The sequence below is a fragment of the Alteromonas sp. KUL42 genome (assembly GCF_006538325.1).
In the GTDB taxonomy this organism is placed as follows: domain Bacteria; phylum Pseudomonadota; class Gammaproteobacteria; order Enterobacterales; family Alteromonadaceae; genus Alteromonas.
This window is the reverse complement of the sequence record NZ_BJKK01000003.1, coordinates 134,199-154,431: the sequence shown is the minus strand read 5'-3', so window position 1 is coordinate 154,431 and position 20,233 is coordinate 134,199. Positions and strand designations below refer to the sequence as shown.

17 protein-coding genes and 2 tRNA genes are annotated in these 20,233 nt (G+C 41.1%); 14 read left to right on the top strand and 5 right to left on the bottom strand.

Annotated features, from left to right (window positions below; genetic code table 11):
* Window positions 1-416: 416 nt before the first annotated feature.
* The 4 genes from EYR97_RS05910 to EYR97_RS05895 all read left to right on the top strand — a co-directional run bounded on the left by EYR97_RS05910 (window position 417) and on the right by EYR97_RS05895 (window position 3,989).
* Window positions 417-3,110: a TonB-dependent siderophore receptor gene (locus EYR97_RS05910; RefSeq protein WP_131092892.1), complete on the top strand. Its 2,694-nt coding sequence runs from the start codon at window positions 417-419 to the stop codon at window positions 3,108-3,110.
* A 170-nt stretch (window positions 3,111-3,280) separates the two neighbouring features.
* Window positions 3,281-3,580 (top strand): 4a-hydroxytetrahydrobiopterin dehydratase, encoded by a 300-nt coding sequence (locus EYR97_RS05905; RefSeq protein WP_131092891.1) that lies wholly within the window; start codon window positions 3,281-3,283, stop codon window positions 3,578-3,580.
* Window positions 3,581-3,782: 202 nt separating this feature from the next.
* Window positions 3,783-3,859, top strand: a tRNA-Met gene (locus EYR97_RS05900).
* 53 nt (window positions 3,860-3,912) lie between these two features.
* Window positions 3,913-3,989: transfer RNA gene (locus EYR97_RS05895), tRNA-Met, on the top strand.
* Here the strand turns inward: EYR97_RS05895 and EYR97_RS22670 are convergent.
* A complete protein-coding gene (locus tag EYR97_RS22670) occupies window positions 3,946-5,526 on the bottom strand; it encodes a recombinase family protein (protein WP_404840950.1) in 1,581 nt (526 codons plus the stop codon). The two genes, EYR97_RS05895 and EYR97_RS22670, sit on opposite strands and share 44 nt — an antisense overlap.
* Window positions 5,516-5,650 carry a hypothetical protein gene (locus EYR97_RS22210; RefSeq protein ID WP_258313205.1) on the bottom strand — a complete coding sequence of 45 codons (135 nt, stop codon included), beginning with the start codon at window positions 5,648-5,650 and terminating at the stop codon, window positions 5,516-5,518. The genes EYR97_RS22670 and EYR97_RS22210 overlap by 11 nt, the downstream gene beginning before the upstream one ends.
* Window positions 5,651-6,076: 426 nt before the next feature.
* Between EYR97_RS22210 and EYR97_RS05880 the strand changes: the two genes are divergently transcribed.
* The 3 genes from EYR97_RS05880 (at window position 6,077) to EYR97_RS05870 (ending at window position 8,687) form a co-directional block, all read left to right on the top strand.
* Entirely contained in the window at window positions 6,077-6,508 is a 432-nt protein-coding gene (locus EYR97_RS05880) for a replication/maintenance protein RepL (protein WP_165477987.1), read from the top strand.
* A gap of 339 nt (window positions 6,509-6,847) precedes the next feature.
* Window positions 6,848-7,771: a MobV family relaxase gene (gene mobV / locus EYR97_RS05875; RefSeq protein ID WP_165477986.1), complete on the top strand. Its 924-nt coding sequence runs from the start codon at window positions 6,848-6,850 to the stop codon at window positions 7,769-7,771.
* A 145-nt stretch (window positions 7,772-7,916) separates the two neighbouring features.
* Window positions 7,917-8,687, top strand: a complete 771-nt coding sequence (locus tag EYR97_RS05870) for a hypothetical protein (RefSeq protein WP_131092888.1) — start codon at window positions 7,917-7,919, stop codon at window positions 8,685-8,687.
* Between the two features lie 11 nt (window positions 8,688-8,698).
* Here the strand turns inward: EYR97_RS05870 and EYR97_RS05865 are convergent, their stop codons facing one another.
* Complete coding sequence (locus tag EYR97_RS05865; RefSeq protein WP_131092887.1) at window positions 8,699-9,295, bottom strand: TetR/AcrR family transcriptional regulator; 597 nt, start codon at window positions 9,293-9,295, stop codon at window positions 8,699-8,701.
* Between the two features lie 129 nt (window positions 9,296-9,424).
* Between EYR97_RS05865 and EYR97_RS05860 the strand changes: the two genes are divergently transcribed.
* The 3 genes from EYR97_RS05860 to EYR97_RS05850 all read left to right on the top strand — a co-directional run bounded on the left by EYR97_RS05860 (window position 9,425) and on the right by EYR97_RS05850 (window position 11,408).
* Window positions 9,425-9,796, top strand: a complete 372-nt coding sequence (locus tag EYR97_RS05860; RefSeq protein ID WP_131092886.1) for a hypothetical protein — start codon at window positions 9,425-9,427, stop codon at window positions 9,794-9,796.
* Window positions 9,793-10,419: a hypothetical protein gene (locus EYR97_RS05855; protein WP_131092885.1), complete on the top strand. Its 627-nt coding sequence runs from the start codon at window positions 9,793-9,795 to the stop codon at window positions 10,417-10,419. Before EYR97_RS05860 ends, EYR97_RS05855 begins: the two co-directional genes overlap by 4 nt.
* A 359-nt stretch (window positions 10,420-10,778) precedes the next feature.
* Window positions 10,779-11,408: a DUF4760 domain-containing protein gene (locus tag EYR97_RS05850; RefSeq protein WP_131092884.1), complete on the top strand. Its 630-nt coding sequence runs from the start codon at window positions 10,779-10,781 to the stop codon at window positions 11,406-11,408.
* On the opposite strand, the gene EYR97_RS05845 is transcribed toward EYR97_RS05850, so the two are convergent.
* Both EYR97_RS05845 and EYR97_RS05840 read right to left on the bottom strand, forming a co-directional pair.
* On the bottom strand, window positions 11,405-12,301 hold the full coding sequence (locus EYR97_RS05845; RefSeq protein WP_131092883.1) for an acyl-CoA desaturase: 897 nt from the start codon (window positions 12,299-12,301) through the stop codon (window positions 11,405-11,407). The genes EYR97_RS05850 and EYR97_RS05845 overlap by 4 nt on opposite strands.
* Window positions 12,298-13,032, bottom strand: coding sequence for an alpha/beta fold hydrolase (locus tag EYR97_RS05840; RefSeq protein WP_131092882.1), 735 nt, complete (start codon window positions 13,030-13,032; stop codon window positions 12,298-12,300). The genes EYR97_RS05845 and EYR97_RS05840 overlap by 4 nt, the downstream gene beginning before the upstream one ends.
* A gap of 573 nt (window positions 13,033-13,605) precedes the next feature.
* Here EYR97_RS05840 and EYR97_RS05835 point away from each other — a divergent pair.
* The 4 genes from EYR97_RS05835 to rimP all read left to right on the top strand — a co-directional run bounded on the left by EYR97_RS05835 (window position 13,606) and on the right by rimP (window position 20,215).
* Window positions 13,606-14,802, top strand: coding sequence for a nucleotidyltransferase family protein (locus EYR97_RS05835; protein WP_131092881.1), 1,197 nt, complete (start codon window positions 13,606-13,608; stop codon window positions 14,800-14,802).
* Window positions 14,803-14,960: 158 nt separating this feature from the next.
* Entirely contained in the window at window positions 14,961-18,353 is a 3,393-nt protein-coding gene (locus tag EYR97_RS05830) for an MHYT domain-containing protein (RefSeq protein WP_131092880.1), read from the top strand.
* Window positions 18,354-18,366: 13 nt separating this feature from the next.
* The gene (locus EYR97_RS05825; protein ID WP_131092879.1) at window positions 18,367-19,365 is read left to right on the top strand and encodes a two-component system response regulator; all 999 of its coding nucleotides are present in this window, start codon (window positions 18,367-18,369) and stop codon (window positions 19,363-19,365) included.
* Between the two features lie 391 nt (window positions 19,366-19,756).
* Window positions 19,757-20,215 carry a ribosome maturation factor RimP gene (gene rimP / locus EYR97_RS05820; protein ID WP_131092878.1) on the top strand — a complete coding sequence of 153 codons (459 nt, stop codon included), beginning with the start codon at window positions 19,757-19,759 and terminating at the stop codon, window positions 20,213-20,215.
* Window positions 20,216-20,233 lie beyond the last annotated feature (18 nt).

The following is a 20,233-nucleotide window of genomic DNA, read 5'->3' as shown; positions in this document are numbered from 1 at the left end:
CTAGCCTCTAGTTTAGCCTCAGAGCAATACAAAACGTGATGACGCCGGCGTTCTTCATACTTGAGCATGTTCTCAGTATTACTTCTTGATATGCCTATCCATTAGGCACAATCTTGTATGCACTATTTTTATAAATTTTGCCTATTGAGGCTCAAAAATGAGCGTCGATAATTATCAATCCCGCTATTTCTTCTCATTAATCTTAAGTTCATCTGGTCTGACCATGTGTTAAATTGATGCAAACATATTATTCACAATAAATTTACAAATTAAAAAATGAGGCATAGTATCAACTACGTAGGTAGCACATTTGTGTAGACCTCACACAATAACAACACGAAATCGAATAGCCTGTTGCTAGCGGAAAGTGTGGGTAGTAAAGCCGGTAGCGATAAGCCCAGATTTGGAATCACACTATGAAATTGAAAACGCGTAAGACCGCAGTTGCCGCAATGGTCGGTACTGCAATGTTTTGCTCTCCTTATCTAACAATGGCTCAAGAAGCTGACGTTGAAAATGAGAAGGAAGCGAAAAAGGATGTTGAGCTAATTCTTGTTACAGGTAGTTTCGTTCGCCGAAGCGAAAACTTTGAATCACCTTCTCCTCTTGCTGTCGTAGACAGCGTGGCAATTGATGCAATTGGCGCTAAAAATATTGCTGACATTACACAAACCTTAACTATTAACACGGGTGCAGAGAATAACCCAGATGCATTTACTCAAAATGCGACTGCAGGTACATCTAACATCAACCTTCGTGGTCTAGGTGTTGCCTCTACACTTGTTTTGCTTAATAACAAACGCCAGGTGGTAAATGCGCAACCAACAAACGAAGGTTTAAACTTTGTCGATACCAGTTCACTTGTACCTATGATTGCTATTGATCGTATGGAAGTAGTGAAAGATGGAGCATCAGCACTGTACGGTTCTGATGCGGTAGCCGGTGTAGTTAACTTTATTACCAAGCGCAATTATGAAGGTGCAATGGTGAGCGTTGATTATCAAGACGGTGCTCACGGTGATAATAAAGAATATATCTTGCAAGGTTTATGGGGTGCATCAGGCGATAAAGGTAATGTTATTGCAGCCATAAGTTACACAAACCGTTCACCTTTATTCATTAGCGACAGACGTTTGAGCCGACCTCAAGATGATACGAGTGCACTTGGTAACCCAGCGAGCTTCTTTATAGCGCCGGGTGTACCTGTTATTGATCCTTACGGATGTGAGGAGTTTGGTGGTTATCCAAATATTCTTGCACCAAGCGGCACAGTACCGGGCCTTGAAGTAGGGCTTTGTGGTTTCGATTTCGGTCCATATTATTCTTATGTTCCAGATGAAAGCCGTATCAATGCATATACACGTGCCGAATATGAATTTACTGACGACATCACTTGGACAACCGAAATTGGTATGGCAAGAAACCGCGCAGAACGTGGTGGTGCACCGAGCTTTCCAATTCTGACAGCGCCTGTTGTACCAGACTATCATCCACAGAACCCATTCGGTCGCGCAGTATCTTTCTTTGGGCGTGCTGAAGGTAATGGTCAACCTGGAGATGCAGCGAACACTGAATCGGATACATTCCGCTTTAGTACAAGCTTGCAAGGTGTTACCGATGCAGGCTTCTGGGAAGTCAGCTATACACGTGCGGTGAATGATTTCCAATTCCGAGTGCCTGATGTGCTTAACACGGAATTCCAACTTGCGCTGTTGGGATTCGGTGGTTCAGACTGTAACCCTATTACTGGAACACCAGGTGTTGGTAGCTGCCAATTCTTCAATCCATTTGCGACCTCGTACACCACAGCACCTAACTCAGATTATGTGATTAGTTCGTTTACTGGCACTGAAATTATCGATTCAAAAGCCGATTTAGAAGTTATTGAAGCATTTACGTCTTTTGACGTGTTTGAAATGGGTGGTGGATTCGCTGCACTTGCATTGGGTGTTCAATACAGAGAAAACCAGTTGGCACAAGACTATGATGACTTGGCGAATCAAGATAGCTTCACATTTGTTATTGGTAACCCTGATATAGATGGTAGCCAGGACGTTTGGGCTGCATTTGGTGAGCTAGCATTGCCTGTTAACGACGAACTAGATGTTCAAATAGCAGTTCGCTATGAAGACTACGGCGGTACTATTGGCAGCACGGTAGATCCTAAACTAGCGGTATCATGGCGTGCAACCGATGAGTTCTCGCTGCGCGGCTCAGTTTCAACGTCATTTAGAGCACCTACGGTATTTTTAGCACAAGGTGGTTCAACGTCACTACAACAGGTTGTTGACCCCGTTCAAGGTGCACAAGCGTTTGTTGCGGTTAGAACTTCGGGTAATGAAGATCTTAAACCGGAAGAGTCAACAGCGTATAACATTGGTTTCTCATACGAACCTTTCAGAGATCTCTCTCTAGAGGTTGATTACTGGAACTTTGAATTTGAAGATTTGATTATCCAGGAAAATGCACAAGCATTATTAAATGCAGACCCAAGAGATACTGATCGCATTGTACGAGCGGGTGACCCACTAAATGGCCCAGTTCTGCAAATTAACAATACCTATGTTAACGCGAGCTCGTTGGAAACTTCTGGTCTTGATTTTGTTGCTAGCTACAAGATAGAAACAGAACTCGGCAATTTTACGCCGACTATTCAAGCGACGTACATTACTAAATATGACCTTGTCGATCCTCAAGCTGGTAAGATTGATGGTGCAGGGCGTCGTAACTTTAATAACATCGGGGTATCTTCACCAGAGATGCGTATGAATATTGGCTTGTCGTGGCAGCATGATGTACATGCAGCTAATTTGTTCTTGCGTTATATCTCGTCATACGACGATGACCAAAACTGTGCAAGTGGTACTGCTAATACAGCGGGTTGTGCTGACGGTTTCTATGAAATTGATAGCATTGTTACTGTTGACGCGCAATACAACATAGATTTGGGCAGTGTGTTTAATACAGAGCAGAGTTATGTTCTAACATTGGGTGGTATTAACTTGTTCGACGAAGAGCCTCCACAAGTGTTTACTAACAGTGGTTTCGACTCGAAAGTTCACGACCCTCGTGGACGTCAAATTTATGCAAGATTAGCGGTTGAGTTTTAAGCTCTAGCTTTATCTGCTATCTAAAGAAAGGCCGACCTCAGTTCTGGGGTCGGTTTTTTTGTAAACTTTAATCGCCACCATTCGTTGAGTTTTCTTAATCTCCATTCTTTTAAAATTATCTTCTTTCATTAGAGTAAACCTTCAACGCATAAATGAAGGAAAGTCTCCTAATGACAAAATTATCGAACGACGAGATTCAAGCAAAGCTCGATGCACTTAATGACATTACAACTGATGACGTCAAATGGGAACAAGACGGCGATGCTATTAAGAAGACATTTGTATTCAAAAGTTTTATTCGGGCGTTTGGTTGGATGTCTCAAATTGCTATTTGGGCCGAGAAACTAAAGCATCATCCAGAATGGTTCAATGTATACAATAAAGTTGAAGTGCGTTTGACAACACACGATGTAGATGGGTTAAGTGAACTCGACTTTGCGTTGGCTGAAAAAATGGAAAAGTTCAAATGAAACCAAGATGTTTTATATCGATAACTGGGAATGTTGGCAATGAATTGTATTAACTTTGCGCATATTGGTTAATTAAACTGCGAACGGTAAGAAAATTGCAATATTTCGAAATTAAGCACTTGTGTTAGCAAAGTCCCTATGTATAATACGCACCACGTTGAAGCGAGGCACGAAACGAAGCGCTTTAACGATATATTTCTGGCGCGGGATGGAGCAGTCTGGTAGCTCGTCGGGCTCATAACCCGAAGGTCGTAGGTTCAAATCCTGCTCCCGCAACCACAGAAATAACAGTATTTCAAAATTCGCACCTAGGTGAGTTTTAAAAGTTCAGACGCGGGATGGAGCAGTCTGGTAGCTCGTCGGGCTCATAACCCGAAGGTCGTAGGTTCAAATCCTGCTCCCGCAACCAATCGAAAAGACTCGTCTATATGGCGGGTCTTTTTTTTAACGACTGCATAAGGGTTGAGCGTCAGGTCAGCCTTGCCACTCTCATCTAAAACTACACATTCAACAGCGTCTCGCATGATTAACATGGCTTCTTTACTCATTAAAGAAGAGTCGTATGTATTTAAAAGTTCGAGAAACCTTTTCGAAATCCCTTCGCTTTTAAGCGGTTTTACTTTTGGCAGGTCTTTCGTTTCTTCCGCTTGCTGAAGCTTTGAACAGACATCAATCAACTCATCCTTAACAAGGCTAGCATCGACACCCTGTTTTATCGCGTTAACAAGATTCGATTTCTCTTTCTTCAGCCTAGAAATCTCAGCTTGTTGATTTGTTTTGTCAGTTTGCTGAGAGGCGATAAGTTTCTCAAGTTGCGTATTGTATTCTTTCACAACCAACTTGACTGTAGCCTCGGTTGCCAGCTCAGCTTTCATCGCATTAATTACAGCTGTTTCGATTAACTTCTTGTTAATTGTTTTGCGGTTTGAACAAGTTCCTTTGTTTCTGGCTCTACTGCATCCGTATTGAGTAGAATTAACCAAGGAAACTCCTCCGCCGCACCCACCGCACTTGATCAGATCACTCAATAGGTAACTGGCTCTTCGTTTAGGCTTGTAGCCACTTTCTCGCACGTCCAGTAGTCTTTGTTTGCGTTTGACCGCTTGCCAAAGCTCGTCATCAACGATTTTTAACTCAGGCATCTCTTTGAATACAAGTTCAGATTCTGGGTTAAGCCGAGACTGACGTTTACCGGTAAGAGGGTGTTTAACATAAGTCAGGCGGTTCCAAACTCTTGTCCCAGAATACAGGTCATTGTTGAGGATCCCTGTTCCTCGTCTTCTGTTTCCGTTTATCGTAGATGCCCCCCATTCCTTGCCGCTAGGTCCGGGGATTCTCTCTTCATTGAGTTCTTTCGCAATCGTCTTAGGCGATTTGTCCAAATACGCATAGTCATACAATATTCGACGAACAATTCTGGATTGTTCTTGGTTGATTTTTAACTCTCCTTTGATAGGTTCCCCATCGATTCCTATCCCTTTTACAACATCATACCCAAAACACTTTCCCCCTGCGGACTTGCCCTCTGCAATCTTTCCGATGAGACCACGACGTGTTTTGTCTGCCAATGCCCTTAAAAATAAGGTATTCATAGTACCTTTAACACCAATGTGTATTTCAGATACTTCGCCGTCTTCAACAGTGATGATCTTGACACCATTGAATTTCGCCAATTTATAAATAAATGCCATATCAGCCTGATCACGACTGAGTCTATCGAGAGCCTCACATAGTATGACATCATACTTTGACAAATTATCTAGAAGGAACTGAATGCCCGTTCTGTGAATTGCTGAGCCCGACTCAGCAGAATCATGCGCATAGTCAACTATCGTTAAAGAATGTTGTTTAGCGTACTTTTGGCAAAGTCGAAATTGATCTTCAATAGACTTCGGGTTTTGCAAAAAAGTTGAATACCTTCCGTAAGTTAACGTTCTAATAATCATGAGATTGCTCCGTCATAAAGTCGTGAATAACCATTTGTCTTGCTAGCTCCCGCGCCAACTCTTTTATGACAAACCTTTCCTCTCCATCTTTCACTATGGAAACAGTTACTTTGTTATTCATCATAGTAGCACCTCCATTATGGCTGCTGGCGATGTGCCTTTACGAAGCAAAGCAATTTCTCTTGCGCATGCAAGCGTCTTAGTAATGCAAGTGATACTCGCTGCTTCAGATTCAGTATGCACCCGTTCAAATTCCATATTCAGCATTTGATTACTCCATATTCAATACAACGCTGTACCTGAAAGTAATATAGTGGATTTTTTCTGAATGTCGTTTTATTGGTTAAGATATTGATATTAAACGTTTAATTGTCCATTTTGGTTAAATCTGTTGGTTTCGTTTTATTTTGTTATTACGTATTTTTGCTAAAAGCGCACTTATATTCCCTAATGGAATAAAATATGTGAATTGGTTATATGTGAGCGGGTATTTTTAATGGGTTTAGCACTACTATCCCTTCGTCATTTCAATGAAAAGGAGATTGTAATAATGACAAATAATCGTACTCAAATGCTGTTTGAATCTGAATTTAAGGACGAATCGGAGAGTAATTGGAATTTGAAATCCGACTTTTTCGTTGGTGTTTTTGTGAACAGTCGGCAATACAAGACTTGTACCAAAACACAACTCGCCCTCATGCTTGCGTTGAGCCGCTATTGTACCCTTTACAGTAACTGCGTTGATCTATCGTCAAGTACTCGCAAAAGTATTTGTCGCAGCATGAACATCAAAGTGGCGACTTTCAACAATCAGTTTTCTGCGTTGTGCAAAACAGATCTGATCATAAAATTGGTCGACTCGAAGTACATGCTTAACCCGTGGCTCTTGTATCGAGGTTCGAACAGAAGTGCTCAAAAGGCGCGTTCTAAGTTCGACGAGCTTTTACTTAAACGGGAAGAAAAATGGCTGAGTGAAATTTGACACATCAAGGATTTAAATAATCTAACATAAGGCTTGATTTTTTTGAGCCTTTATCTTGTTGAATTTAAAGTGTTTAGTATCGCGTGTATTTTTGAAATTGTGATAATTCCTCCCGATTTATGTGACCAATTATCACGATTTTTGTGATACTTGCATGGAAGGATTTCGCCAGCTCCCCTTAATGTTTCGTCAGAAACCTCACAACATTTTGAAATCAAAATGTGGAGTGAGTCCACAAGTGCTGCCGCGCTTGAATGTCTCCACATTTTTTTCGATAAAAAAGTCTTCCTGTCAAAAAATCATATATATTCCTTTCGTATAAACCGTCGGAGAAGAGGAATGCAAACCGATAAGAATGACATGATAATGCGCTGCGAAAAGTTGCACACAGTTGCAACTCTAACGAGACAGCTCAAACACTGTCTTAGGGCTCAATATACCCCTAATGCAGATTCCGACTTATCCCACAAAAACGAAATCTTAACTCCGAAGGCAGGTACTACCTTTGAAAGTGTGATCCATCGTTTTAATGAACGCATTAAACGTATGGATAAGAAGCCCCGAAAGAACGCTGTATTAGCGCTCGATTTCGTTTTCAGCGCATCACCAGCGGCTCTTCATAAAAAGAGCCTAAAGGAACGTAGAGAGTACTTCATTGATTGTGCAAAGTGGTTCCGAGATAAGGTTGGCAATGAAAACATTCTCACAGCCGTAATTCACCGAGATGAAACTGGCGGTGAGCATGCACACTTCCTCTGTTTACCGATACCAAAAGGGCAAAACTCGTTAAATTGTCGTGAATTGGTGGGAGGACATAAACAGCGCATGTCTGAGATTCAGGACGAATTTTATGAACGCGTCGCCAAAAAGCACGGCTTTTCAAGAGGAATGAAAGGTTCACGGGCTACTCACACATCGGTGCGTGAATATCACTCATTGGTTAATGAGACGTTGCCCAAGCTAAGACGTGAAAAAGTTGAATTAATGTCGAGAAACGAGAAATTGGACAATCAAATTATTGAAAAACGCAATATTTTGGAAACTCTGGAAAAGAAGATCTCGAAAGAACTCGAGGAGTTTAAACGACTGGTGACTTACTCGTATCACTTCATGAAAGATCAAATGATTAAACGTTGGCGAATGCTTCACTTAGGTGGCGAGGAATTCGAATTCGACTATGAAGAGCCAACTCAAAAACAGTCGAAGGCTGAAATTATTGAACGGCCAAGACAAGATTTAACTCCATTTAGGAGGCGGATGTAAGTGAGATGGTTTAAAGGTGTGCGTTATCCGCGTTCATGATTGAGGGTGGGTGTTTTTTTGTTGTCGTTGGTGTCAAACTTAGGAAACTTGATATCTCAGTTGAAAATTAGGATTTGGCTGATTAACCGCATGATTTAAGGACAAAATGGACTTAACAAGCAGTAAATTTAGCGTTGATACTCCGTACAAGGGTCTAGTCATCGCATCAATATTGCCAGTCGCAGGTTTAGCGATGACGTCGCCCGAAGCGATGCTCATTGCAATAGCAATCGCTATACCTTTCAGTCTGCTTTGTATGATGCTTATCGGTGCACCTGTATATTATCTGTTAAAGAGACTTAGGATACTAAACTTTCCACTTTGCATTTTTTCAGGTGTTTTGTGTTCGGTACCTGGAAGCATGATGTTTTCTCCATCAGGCTTGCCAATTGAATTTAGTCTCTCAAGTTACATCAGTTTTTCGTTGCTCGGCGCTGTAGGTGGGTTTGTTTTTTGGGCAGTTTATGCAAGGGTTCATGGCCGAGATCAAAACAAACTAGGCTTAGGAATCGGTTTTGCGCTTGTTGCAGGCTTGGCTACTGCTATTTTATATTCAAACGATTTTAAAACCATAGAGTACGTTGATGGGAGAACATTGCCTCAAGGCGTGTCATTTGTGGATTGGCATGAAAGGCTTGTGCCTGTAAAGGTTCAAGGTGAAGAGCTAATGGCAAGACTCGCTGAACAAGTGCCATACATTAGTAATTGTGAAACCAGCCTTTCAAAATGGCGTGACATGTTCACTCACGAAATAAAATATTCGGTCAGCCATTACCCACAGGTGCCCCGCGCGCACCATTTCAAAGTATTTTCGGAAGAGGGCAAGGCTAAAGTGCCGCGGGAGTGCCCGCCCGATGGAAAGGTTATTTTTTTCTGATTTTGTGCGTTTTATCTAGTTAGTCTACTTTCGATGAGTCGAATTACAGATTCAGCCGCATAATCCTTTGGCATTGCATCAGGTGCAGTAACCGACAGCTGAAAAGCTCCCTCAATCGCTGAAACGATAATGGCACTTAAATGAGTCACTTCATCGTCGATTTCAATCTTGTTAGTCCATACATCAACTATTAGGGCTGATAGGATGTCCAGCTGAGTCTTGATCAGGCTCTGATATATGGTTCTTACATCATCATGCTTGATCGACTCCGATGCAACAACAATCCATGCCGCCACAATTTGAGGCATTTGTGTTTCACCAGTCGCGAGCCTTGCGTAAACAAAAGCTTTTAGCTTCTCCCATGGATCTCGCGCTCCATTTAGCATTGTTTGTAATCGTTGCTCAGCTGAAGTCGCTATCCAATGGATAGCGGCAATAAGTATGTCTTGTTTGGTTTTAAAGTGATAATGAATAAGGCCCGGAGCCAAACCAGCCTGTTTAGCAATGGATTGAATAGAAGCTTTCTCGTAACCGACGTTAGCCATTACTTGCAGAAGTGCGGCCACTATTTCCTGTTTTCTTTGTTCCGTATTTGAGGGTCTACCCATTCATCAAACGTCCGATAATTTTTTATTTGGTTATTTAACCAAATTACTTTGCATTATGCGACTTCTTTGTTTATGGTTTGTTTATTGGTTGTTTGACCAAATAAAAACAAGTAACAGGAGTGCATGTAGATGGATAAAGATCTAACACTTAAGTCGGGCAACAAGTGCTTACTGCTGAAAGTTAAGCGGGAGCTAATCCCAAACTATTTCGTTTTAGCATTTCCTGAAACGCAAGGAGAGCCGTCAACAACAGAGGTTAGGGAAATGTTAGATATAGGTGTTCAATACGCTAGGGGGCTTTCACAGGAGCTCTTGGGTGATTCAGAAGCATATTCTGTGCTTTATAGCGGATACAGTTCAAGAAGAGAGAAGGGGTGGCATATCCATATTGTGCTACTAGGCAATAGATGGAAGAAAGCATGGCTGTATTTTGTCCTTTGCGGCAAAAATGTTCTGCAAGCTCTTGGTCTGAGAAAAGATGACGCGCCGAGGTTAATATGAATTTGAAAAAGAGATGGTCAGAGTTGATGTTAGAGCTGGGGTTAAAGGAAAACGTTGAAATGTATGAATCGCTAATATCAGCGTATTCTGAAGCCCATCGACATTACCACGACTTAAGCCACTTACAAATGGTCTTGAAACAGTTTGCGAGTGTCGAGCAGTTGGCAGAAAACAAAAGCCATGTTGAATTGGCGCTTTGGTTTCATGATGCTGTTTATAAACTTTTCTCGACTACCAATGAAAAAGACAGTGCAAAGTGGGCAAGCGATTTCCTTCAGGCTAGTGGAGCCACAAAAGATGTTGTTGAAAGTGTAGCAGGGCTAATAAGGGCTACATCGCATACTAGTGCCGCAACCAGCAATGATGAAAAGTTGATTGTTGATATTGACCTTTCTGTTTTAGGGCAACCCCAAAAGGTTTATGAAAAGTATTCTATTGATGTAAGAAGGGAATATAGGCTTGTTCCCCAGTTCATATACAACAAAAAAAGAAGCAAAATCCTTTGCAGTTTTATGAGCAAATCAAGAATTTTCTTTTTCGATGAATTTGAAATTTTGTTAGGGAAGCAGGCGGCCAATAACGTTCATAATGAGCTTTTAAGTCTAGGAGTCATAAAATGTTGAGTGTGTTGTTTATGCATAGGTATCTTGACCGTAATCGGTTGATTTTTTTGGACGAAATGAGTAAACTCTTTAAAGCGAAGTCATTGACAAAGCTCAGTGGATGTGGCAACCTTTTGTGAAACAAAAGGTTGCCACATCCACTGATTAGGTAATTTCCTTGTTTATCAATAAGTTACAGTTTTTTTTGACAGCGACTGTCAACGTTTTGTATATTGATGCAAGTGGTTTTTAAGGGGTGATAGATATGAAATATCGTGAAGAAGATTGGGGCTACGGAGCCTCTGCGTAAGCAAAGCATAAGAATTTGACAAGAAAAGAGCTTTAGAGCTCTTTTTTTTTGCTTTTTAAAAGGAATAAAAATGAAGGCAAATGGAAAAATTAAAGTCGCATTTATCACAATAATTTTTTTGGTCTCAATCTCCGGGATTTATCTTTTACACGAAGTCGATTCGGCATTTTACTCAGCTGGCGCAATACTGCTTTCTGCTTCACTAGCATTAATAGCAGCATTAATGAATATAACTTTTACTCGTAAAACGGCGAGAGAGTCTAATTCATTGGACTTCCAGAAAAGTTTACAGAGTGACGTTCATTACAATGAACATGTTCGAAAGTCAGCTGCAGCCGCCAAGAGTCGCAAAGACATGAGAGAATTAGCAAAGGTAGAAAACAGATTTGATGAAGATGCAATATCCATTAGGTACGTACTAAACACTTGGGAAAGAGCTGCGAATGCAATGAGACACAACTTATATGATGAGCTTTATCTTTTTGAAGCCCACAAATCCATGGTAATTGCTTTCGGAATTGACTTTAGGGAATTTATTGATGAGTGCCAAAAGCGGCAACCATCTTTTTACGAAAATTTTAGTTGGCTTGCTTTAAACTGGACGATACGGAGAGATTCTTTTCAGGAAGCTAACCGTAAAAAACAGCTTAAAAAAATATTTAAGATGCTAAATAAAGTAGCATTACACAAGATTCACTAAATTTGTTGTTTTTTTAAATCTTCTCTATTCGATTTTGGCCGAGGCCGCCCCAAGTTTTTTGCCAATCCAAGTTTGGCCATCATTGCGATAAACCAATAGGCGGGGTCCGGCTGTCCTTTTTCCAAACCTATTCGCGCTGATTCAGGGAAAGCATGGTGATTGTTGTGCCAGCACTCACCATAAGTTATCAATCCGAGGCCGGGTATATTTGATGCTTGAACTGCTGCACCTTTTACAAACCACTTTCCGGGACCGGGATTGTGGCAAAAATATGTAATAGTCCAATGTCCAATAACGCTAACTGCAACTCTTACTAAAATGCCCCATACGACAAATTCTGGACCACCGATAAGGTAAAAAATTGTTCCCAACGCAAGTTGATGAAACCGCCAAGTTTTCTCTAAAAATTGATAAAACCAATCATTCCATAACTCACTCTCAATTCGTATTTTTGGTGGGTTATCAAATTCGAACTTGCACGTGAGTTGCCAAAAAATGTCCTGTAAGTAGTCACTTTTATGAGAGAAAAAATCATGGCACTTGTTTTGTCGTTGCGCCCAATCTCTTACGTCATGAATTTTAATAATTCCAAATGGACCGGACATACCCACGAGCACTCCAACATAAATAAGGAACCGTTCAAGCCACTTAGGTACATTGAATGTCTTGTGAATCATCATGCGATGCATACCGACACTGTGACCAATCAAAAGCGATAAATAAGTTGTAGTTAAAAACAAAACCAAAGCTTCAGTTGAATAGAACAGAGGGGCCAAACAAATGGCAAGTAAGACAATGCCCATGTTCCAAAAGGCTTTTGGATAGTCAAAGACGATTTTGCCACTCAAAAAATCAGTACTTTCACCTTTTATTCTATGAACGGGAGCCATCATCGTATTGAATACTCTTCAATTACATGGGTTACTATAGCTGCGACGTTCTGAGGAGCAGCCTGTAGCACAAAGTGGCCAACCTCAATCTCATGTTGCATAGTGTTTAAGAAAACTCTTGCGATTCCGTTTTGAGCATCAGAACTGACAAGGTGATCTTTCGAGGCGTTAATAACTGTAGCGCCAATGCTTAACCGCTTTTTGGGTTTCGTTAGATTTGCAATTATTTGAAGCCTGTTGCGTAACAAAACAGTATCAACTTTTGTCAGAGAATCATTTAGTAACTTTATTGGAGCTTGATCAGAACCAAATAACAAACTCTTAAGCAGCCAATTGGGTACAAGAGTGCTTTTTAAAAGCGACAATGGAAGTAGGCTCGATAACGCAGTAAGTTTATTAGGATTGTCCAAAAAGCTTGCTGCAAATACGACGTGGATAATCTTTTCAGGAGCCAATAAACATAACTCATATGCAGTCCTACCTGAAAAAGACTCTGCCAAAATGATGCATTGATCGTCTGGTAAATCACTTAATATTGTTTCAGCTAATTCATGATGCGAAGAGAAATGTACTTCTGGAATCGGAATGATCTTATGGTTAAGGTTGGATGGTAAGCATTGCAATAATGGCTCGAACATCATTCCTGTTCCATCCATGCCCGGAAGCATCACTAAACAGACGTCATCAAAGCGACTTTGTGGCAAACCATTTTTTTCAATAACTGTTGAATCCATCGGTTTTAAACCAAAGCTCCTTCATGGTTAGCGATCCTAGCGTATATGGGAAAAGTGAAACTATTCACTGGTGCTATAATAATGACAGCCATATAGAAGAAATTGCAAATGTTTGATAAAGGTAGTGACAGACGTTATCGGCTGATTAAATGAACAGATAATCCACGTGCACTCATCTGAACTAGTCTCTATATTTCTTCATAACATCCTTGATCTCAATGTGTATGTACGAGGTGTTGCGCGCTCCCGCAACCACATTTGAGGCTCAGCTTATGCTGGGCCTTTTTTGTATCTAGAAGAGTAGGTTACAACCCTGTTCTTTTCCTTCTGCTCGTCATGCCTAAACATGGTAAACTTTCTCCATCAAATATCAAAAAATGAACTGCGAGTCTTTTGCTTACAATGGCATAGTTTATTAAATGCTAGTGAGTTATATGTTGCCTATTAAATCCATTTGCTACTAAGTTGAAAAAAAATGGCAAAGAAAGTACCTTGCGTTTTATATCGCAGTCGTAGGTGACTTTATTCTTAATGTGTATCAAATATATACCTGACTTCAGGCAGCAGTAAAATATGATGGAAAAAGTTGCTCGTTATCAGAGCTCACCTGAATTAACTTTTCTTCTTAACACTACCACCTTGTGCCTCCCTATTAACAATCATTGTCTTCTTGGGGACCAATTGCACCACTTGGACTGGAAAAAAGTATTAAAACTAGCTAATTTTCACGGCTTAAATTGTTGGTTGGCAGAGTGTGCAAAAGGTTCAGATATCATTCCCGTTGAAATAGAAAAAGACTTGAATGTGATTCGTCAAAAACAGCTACTCTTGATGACGTTTATTGAACAGCAAAAGGTTTTGTTGATTGAAGCACTGCAAAACGCTGGAGTACGTTTTTCGATATTAAAAGGTGCTGCAATAGCACGAAGTCTTTATCAGGAACGATGGTACTATCGAAAGATGGTTGATATGGACATTTTGATCGACCCTGAGCACCTAGAATTAGCTTTTATGCTATTAAAAAAGCTTGGCTTTAGTGATAAAAGTTCCCACCCATTGGGTCACAAGGAATTCGAAAACATTAGCACAGGACACCATCGGTCAACGGTAATTGAACATACGTTATTTCACCAAAGTGGTCTTCTGACACTAGACATCCATTGGAAGCTTCGACGAAACCACTTATTACCAATAACCTACAATGAACTGTTTAATAGCTTTTCAACTGATAGTTTTGGTACGCCTCGGTTAAATGAACATATAGAGTTTATCTATTTATGTGTTAATGGTATGAATGATGGGTGGCGAAAATTAAAATCTCTTGTCGATATATTGCATTATGCCAAGAACCTCAATGACTGGAACCGTATGCATGAGACAGCAAAGCAACTTGGTGTGTTGCATGTAGTGAATGCCTCTTTGGCGGTCTGTGATTTATTCTTTAAAACTGATTTAGCGCCTGAGCGGTTAAATAAAAAAGAACAAATATTGTATTGCTTTGTGGTACAGAGTTATGAGAAACACAACGAAGTACCGGTGGTTAGCGCGTATTTGAACAATCAAAGTACTATTACGTTCGTTAGGACGATAGTTTCATGGTGGATGTCATTAAGTAGTGAGTCTATTTCTCCTTTAGTAATAATCAAAGGTCTACTAATGCCCAATGAGGATGATTTTAAAGGTGAAGTTGTAGTAACTAATCGTCGATTTTACCGGTATTTCTTTAGGCGAGCGGGAAGATTGATTAAGTCATATTATTTAACTAAGTGAGATTGAACTATTTATTTTGGATGAAAGTAAAAATGTCTCGTGGTTAAAGGTCAAGCAATACTATGCTAGATTAAGAACTTTGCTGTTGCCAATTACTTTTAGCGCATTAAGACGCTCAGTTTTTTAGTGTTTAATGCGTAACTTAGGCATATAAATTTATGTTTTCTCTATTTTTTTCCTTCGATGATCAAGTTAGGCTTATTGAAGGTGCATACCATTTTCCTCTTGTAGCGCTATCGTTACTTGTTGCTATATTTGCAGCCTTTATGGCTTTTACCGTTGCCAGTCAAGCGGCAGTTACGGAAGATAAAGTGCGTAAAAATGTGTTGTTAGGCGCAGGTAGTCTTGCGCTTGGTGGTGGCATTTGGTCTATGCATTTTCTTGGTATGACTGCGTTCGAGCTGTGTTTATCCGTTAACTATGATTTTACGATCACGGCTTTGTCGGCGCTACCTGGAATTGCTGCAGCGTGGGTGGCGTTAAATCTACTCATAAGGAGTCGTATATCGGCTATTGAAATTCTCGTCGGTGGGGTCTTAGTCGGCGCGGGTATAGGCACGATGCATTACAGTGGTATGGCCGCTATGGATATGGCGCCGCTTTTACGCTATGACCTTGGTATGTTTTTGCTTTCTATTGTGGTGGCAGTTGTTCTTGCCATGTTGTCACTCTGGATTAAGTTTGGTATATCCGCAGCAATTAAATCGAAGAATTTGTTGGGTAGGCACATTATTGCAGCAAGCATCGTGATGGGCTTGGCGATCGCTGGCATGCACTATACGGGTATGGCCGCGGCGCGATTTGTTTTACCTCCTGGGTTTGAGATGTCTAACCAATCCTCGGAAATCTCTGCTTATCTTGCAATTTCAATTGCCATTTTCACCATAACCATTATTGCGGTAGTGCTGGGTATTACCCTTTTGTTTAAGTACAAAGATGTCATGCTCAGAGCACAGGAAAGTGAGCGTATACAAAGCGCGATAACTGTTACAGCGGTTGATGCCATCTTAACAGTAGATAATAGAGGTATCGTGAGAACGGCTAACCCTGCGGTAAAAGACATTTACGGATATTCTCACGAGGAAGTAATCGGCATGCATTCTTCTTCCTTGGTTCCTCATGAAAGGCGCTACCTTTACGATAACGACTTCTTTAGTCAAGGCAAGGAAAATAGTGAGCAGATTATTGGAACGGGGCGCGAGGTCGATGTGCTTCGAAAAGATGGTACAACTATTCCCGCAAGAGTAAGTATTGGCTTTACGAATGTTGATGGTAAACCCATGTTTGTCGTTTTTGCTTCAGATTTACGCAAACGCAAAGAGATGGAAGACGCGTTGCGAGAGAGCGAGGCTAAGTTTAGAAGTTTAATTGCCAATATTCCGGGGGCAGCATACAGGTGTTTGTGCAAAGACGGGTGGCCAATGGTATTCGTCAGCAATGCGATAAAAGAAATTACAGGTTATCCACCAGAAGATTTTTTATTACCAAACCCTTCTCTTCATATTTCAGACTTATTTCACCCTGATGACAAAGATGCACTAAGTGATGTTGAGGCGTTTACTGACAACTTCACCATTGAATATCGTTTGATACATAAGAACGGTGACATAAGGTGGGTACTTGAGCAGGGAACGTGTGTAAAGGATGACAATGGCGATTTGTTATATATCGATGGATTCATAACGGATATTACTCATCGTCGGGAAATGGAGGATGAATTAAAGATTGCAAAAGAAAATGCTGAACAAGCCGCTGCGGCGAGAACGGCTTTTCTTGCCAATATGAGTCATGAAATTCGAACGCCGATGAATGCAATTATTGGGTTTAGTGATCTAATGCTGGGCGAATCACTCCGTGAAGAACAAAAATCCCATCTAACTACAATTAACCGCTCAGCGCGTTCTCTCCTGCATTTATTAAATGACATTTTGGATAGTGCAAAGCTTGATAAAGGCAAGCTTGATTTGGAGTATCGCAATTTCTGCATGCGTGAGGAGCTCGATTTAGTCATCTCAACATTTTGGTTAGAGGCAAAACGCAAAAAAGTAGCATTGAATCTAAATGTTGATGACAGCGTGGCGCAAAACTATTCAGGTGTTCCCGAACGCTTAAGACAAGTGTTAAATAATTTAATTGGCAATGCCGTTAAATTCACCCATGAAGGTGAGGTGACCGTGAATGTATATGATGACAACGAGCATGTGCGTTTCGAGGTTTCCGATACTGGCATTGGCATGTCGCCTGAACATTTAGAAAAGGTATTTGACCCGTTTTCTCAAGCTGATGCATCCATGAGTCGAAAATATGGTGGTACTGGTTTAGGTACAACCATTTCTAAACAACTCGTAGAGCTGATGGGCGGTGAAATAAGTGCTCATAGTGAACTGGACAAGGGAACGACCTTTGCCTTTCACTTACCACTTGAAGCCATAGAACTCTCGCAAACGTCGTCAGGTAAAAGCTCAGTGTTATCTGAACAAACTTTGCCGCCACTACATGTACTTGTTGTCGATGATGTCATTCAAAATGTCGAACTGCTGTCACTATTACTCACTAGGGCAGGACATACGGTTGATAGCGCTTCAGAAGGAGAAATGGCATTAGAGAAAATGCGAGATGGTCACTACGATGTAGTACTCATGGATTTGCAGATGCCTAAGTTAGATGGTCTAGAGGCGGCAAAAAGAAGAAGAGAATATGAAAAGGCGAATGACCTACCTGCAACCCCTATTATTGCGCTGACGGCGAGTGTACTTGTTCAAGATAAACATGCCGCTCAAAATGCTGGAATGGAAGGCTTTGCCAATAAACCTGTTGATTTCCCAGTATTAATTAACGAGATTGCGCGAGTCTTAACGGGGAGAGTAACTGAAATAGTACCCTCAGAAAGTCAAAATGCGCAAAGTGGCAATGTACAAGGCACCAATGTTCAAGCTGGCAATGCGCAAACTGGGTTTGCTCAGCAGTCGTTGCCAGTTACGCATCAACTTTCGCGCGTTGTGGACCTTAATAAAGCGTCTACATTGTGGGGAAGTGAAGCGGTAGCGCTACAAGAAATTTATAAATTCACGACGAAGTGCCGCGAACAAGTTGATGAGCTGACTACAGCGATTGTTCATGAAAATTTTAATAAAGTTGCAACTATTGCACACAGCTTAAAAGGGGCATCGGGAAATTTATGTTTGACAACATTTTTCAACACGACCAAGCTGATTGAAAGCGATGCAATTAAGCAACGTGCTAATATTGAATATGTGAATACGCTTAGAAAGTCTTTAGATAGCATTGAGCAGTTTTTAAGTGAGTCGCCATTTTTTGCAGAAGACGCAATAAATGATAGTTTAGAGGATGGATTATTGTGTCATCATCTTGAACAAATGTTGCAAAGCGTTAAGCAAAATATGGTCGATGAAGAAGAACTTACCTTTTTGAAAGACGCTATTACATCCAAACACCAAAACGCTATTGCGCAAATATTGCTCGACATTGATGATTTTGAATTTGAACTGGCACAACAGCACATTAGTGCATTACTTGAAACCTTAAAGTAATAGCGAGTTAGGAATGTTAGACACAGAGATTGAAAAGCCTACGTTATTACTGGTCGACGATGAGCCTGTAAACTTACGCGTACTAAAGCAATTGTTAGGCAATGACTATCAACTTGTTTTTGCAAAGAACGGCGAAGAAGCACTAAAGCTTGCAGAAAGTCGATTACCCAACCTCATTCTACTGGACGTTATGATGCCGGGCTTAACAGGTTTCGAAGTATGTAGGCAGTTAAAGCAAAAGAAGCAAACACGGGCCATTCCGATTATTTTTGTCACCGCATTAAATGATGAACACGATGAGGCTGAGGGTTTTGAAGCCGGTGCAGTAGATTATATTATTAAGCCTATCTCTTCTGCTATCGTGAAGGCGAGGGTGAAAACCCATTTGAGCTTGGTTCAAGCCGATGAGCTTCTCGATAGTCGTTTGCAAGTTGTACAAAGGCTTGGGCGAGCGGCAGAATACAAAGATAACGAAACTGGTATGCATGTTATGCGCATGAGTCATTATGCCAAAGAGCTGGCGTTGGCTTATGGATTAACTGAACAACAATCAGAAATATTGCTTCACGCAGCCCCCATGCATGATATTGGCAAAATTGGTATTGCAGATAGCATTATGCTTAAACCGGGTAAATTAACTGAGGAAGAGTTTACCACGATGAAGCAACACCCCGAAATTGGTGCGGAAATTATAGGCGACTGTGGTGATTCATTACTATTGAAAGTGGCGAAGTCGGTGTCACTTACGCATCATGAAAAGTGGGATGGCAGTGGTTATCCAAATGGGTTAGCTGGCAAGGATATACCCATCGAAGGCCGTATTTGTGCGCTTGCCGATGTGTTTGACGCGTTAACGAGCAAGCGGCCCTATAAAGAAGCGTGGAATGTCGAAGACACAATTACCTTTTTACAAGGTCAGAAAGGTAAACACTTTGAACCCAAACTGGTTGATTTGCTAATTGCTATCTTACCGAAGATCCTAGAAATTAAGATGACTTTCAAAGACGAGTAGTAAAGCGTGTTGACCTTTGTGGTACGTTTTTACAGCAAAGTGTACAGAAAAGGTCAACTCGCTCTAATCACAGTTGCTTAATCTGCCGCCAGCCAGTATACTACACCCATTAAGTGATGAGCTCGGGCTCCCTCAATACTCTTGTAACAATTCGTGTGATTGTTACAAAACTTAGGAAAGTAACGTATTCATCACAAGCAAGCTATCACCTTTCGGTGGTTTTTTACCCATAAGTTTGCAACTGCCCAATTTGGCAGGTATGGGTTCAGAATTTTAAGAAAAGCCCCGCTAGTCCGGGGCTTTTTGTTGTATTAAAACCTGGAGTCAGCCTTGCTGAGCTAGGTGATGACAGGTGGGCTTCAGGCCCTTTTTTCGTTTTTGGAGGTTTGGATTGGCAAGACTTGAAGAGAAACTGACTGAAATGCTTGAACCAGGCGTAGAAGCGCTGGGCTTCGAATTGGTCGGCATCGAGTTTGTACGAGCGGGGAAACATTCAATTCTTCGCGTATTTATTGATCATGACAACGGAATAACCGTAGATGATTGTGCAGATGTCAGTCATCAAGTTAGCGCAATTTTAGATGTTGAAGATCCAATTAGTACCGAATACAACTTGGAAGTGTCATCACCGGGTATGGACAGACCGCTTTTTAAAGAAAAGCACTATGTTGCCTCTGTTGGTGAAGTGGTTCAGGTACGTCTATCAATGCCAATGGGTGACAGACGTAATTTTAAAGGCAAGGTATTGGCATGTGAAAATGGCATCGTCAATATCGAAGTGGATGGCCAGCAGTTCCAGTTAGCTGTGGCGAATATCGAAAAAGGTAACGTTGTTCCTACGTTCGATTAACGGAACAGCTCTGCTTTC

Coding starts and splice junctions, on each gene's coding strand:
- EYR97_RS05860 (WP_131092886.1), top strand. CDS start 9,425: ATGGATAAAGATCTAACACTTAAGTCGGGCAACAAGTGCTTACTGCTG.
- EYR97_RS05845 (WP_131092883.1), bottom strand. CDS start 12,301: ATGATGGCTCCCGTTCATAGAATAAAAGGTGAAAGTACTGATTTTTTG.
- EYR97_RS05865 (WP_131092887.1), bottom strand. CDS start 9,295: ATGGGTAGACCCTCAAATACGGAACAAAGAAAACAGGAAATAGTGGCC.
- EYR97_RS05855 (WP_131092885.1), top strand. CDS start 9,793: ATGAATTTGAAAAAGAGATGGTCAGAGTTGATGTTAGAGCTGGGGTTA.
- EYR97_RS05905 (WP_131092891.1), top strand. CDS start 3,281: ATGACAAAATTATCGAACGACGAGATTCAAGCAAAGCTCGATGCACTT.
- EYR97_RS22210 (WP_258313205.1), bottom strand. CDS start 5,650: ATGATGAATAACAAAGTAACTGTTTCCATAGTGAAAGATGGAGAGGAA.
- EYR97_RS05910 (WP_131092892.1), top strand. CDS start 417: ATGAAATTGAAAACGCGTAAGACCGCAGTTGCCGCAATGGTCGGTACT.
- mobV (WP_165477986.1), top strand. CDS start 6,848: ATGCAAACCGATAAGAATGACATGATAATGCGCTGCGAAAAGTTGCAC.
- EYR97_RS05840 (WP_131092882.1), bottom strand. CDS start 13,032: ATGGATTCAACAGTTATTGAAAAAAATGGTTTGCCACAAAGTCGCTTT.
- EYR97_RS05835 (WP_131092881.1), top strand. CDS start 13,606: ATGATGGAAAAAGTTGCTCGTTATCAGAGCTCACCTGAATTAACTTTT.
- EYR97_RS05825 (WP_131092879.1), top strand. CDS start 18,367: ATGTTAGACACAGAGATTGAAAAGCCTACGTTATTACTGGTCGACGAT.
- EYR97_RS05850 (WP_131092884.1), top strand. CDS start 10,779: ATGAAGGCAAATGGAAAAATTAAAGTCGCATTTATCACAATAATTTTT.
- EYR97_RS05880 (WP_165477987.1), top strand. CDS start 6,077: ATGACAAATAATCGTACTCAAATGCTGTTTGAATCTGAATTTAAGGAC.
- EYR97_RS05830 (WP_131092880.1), top strand. CDS start 14,961: ATGTTTTCTCTATTTTTTTCCTTCGATGATCAAGTTAGGCTTATTGAA.
- EYR97_RS05870 (WP_131092888.1), top strand. CDS start 7,917: ATGGACTTAACAAGCAGTAAATTTAGCGTTGATACTCCGTACAAGGGT.
- EYR97_RS22670 (WP_404840950.1), bottom strand. CDS start 5,526: ATGATTATTAGAACGTTAACTTACGGAAGGTATTCAACTTTTTTGCAA.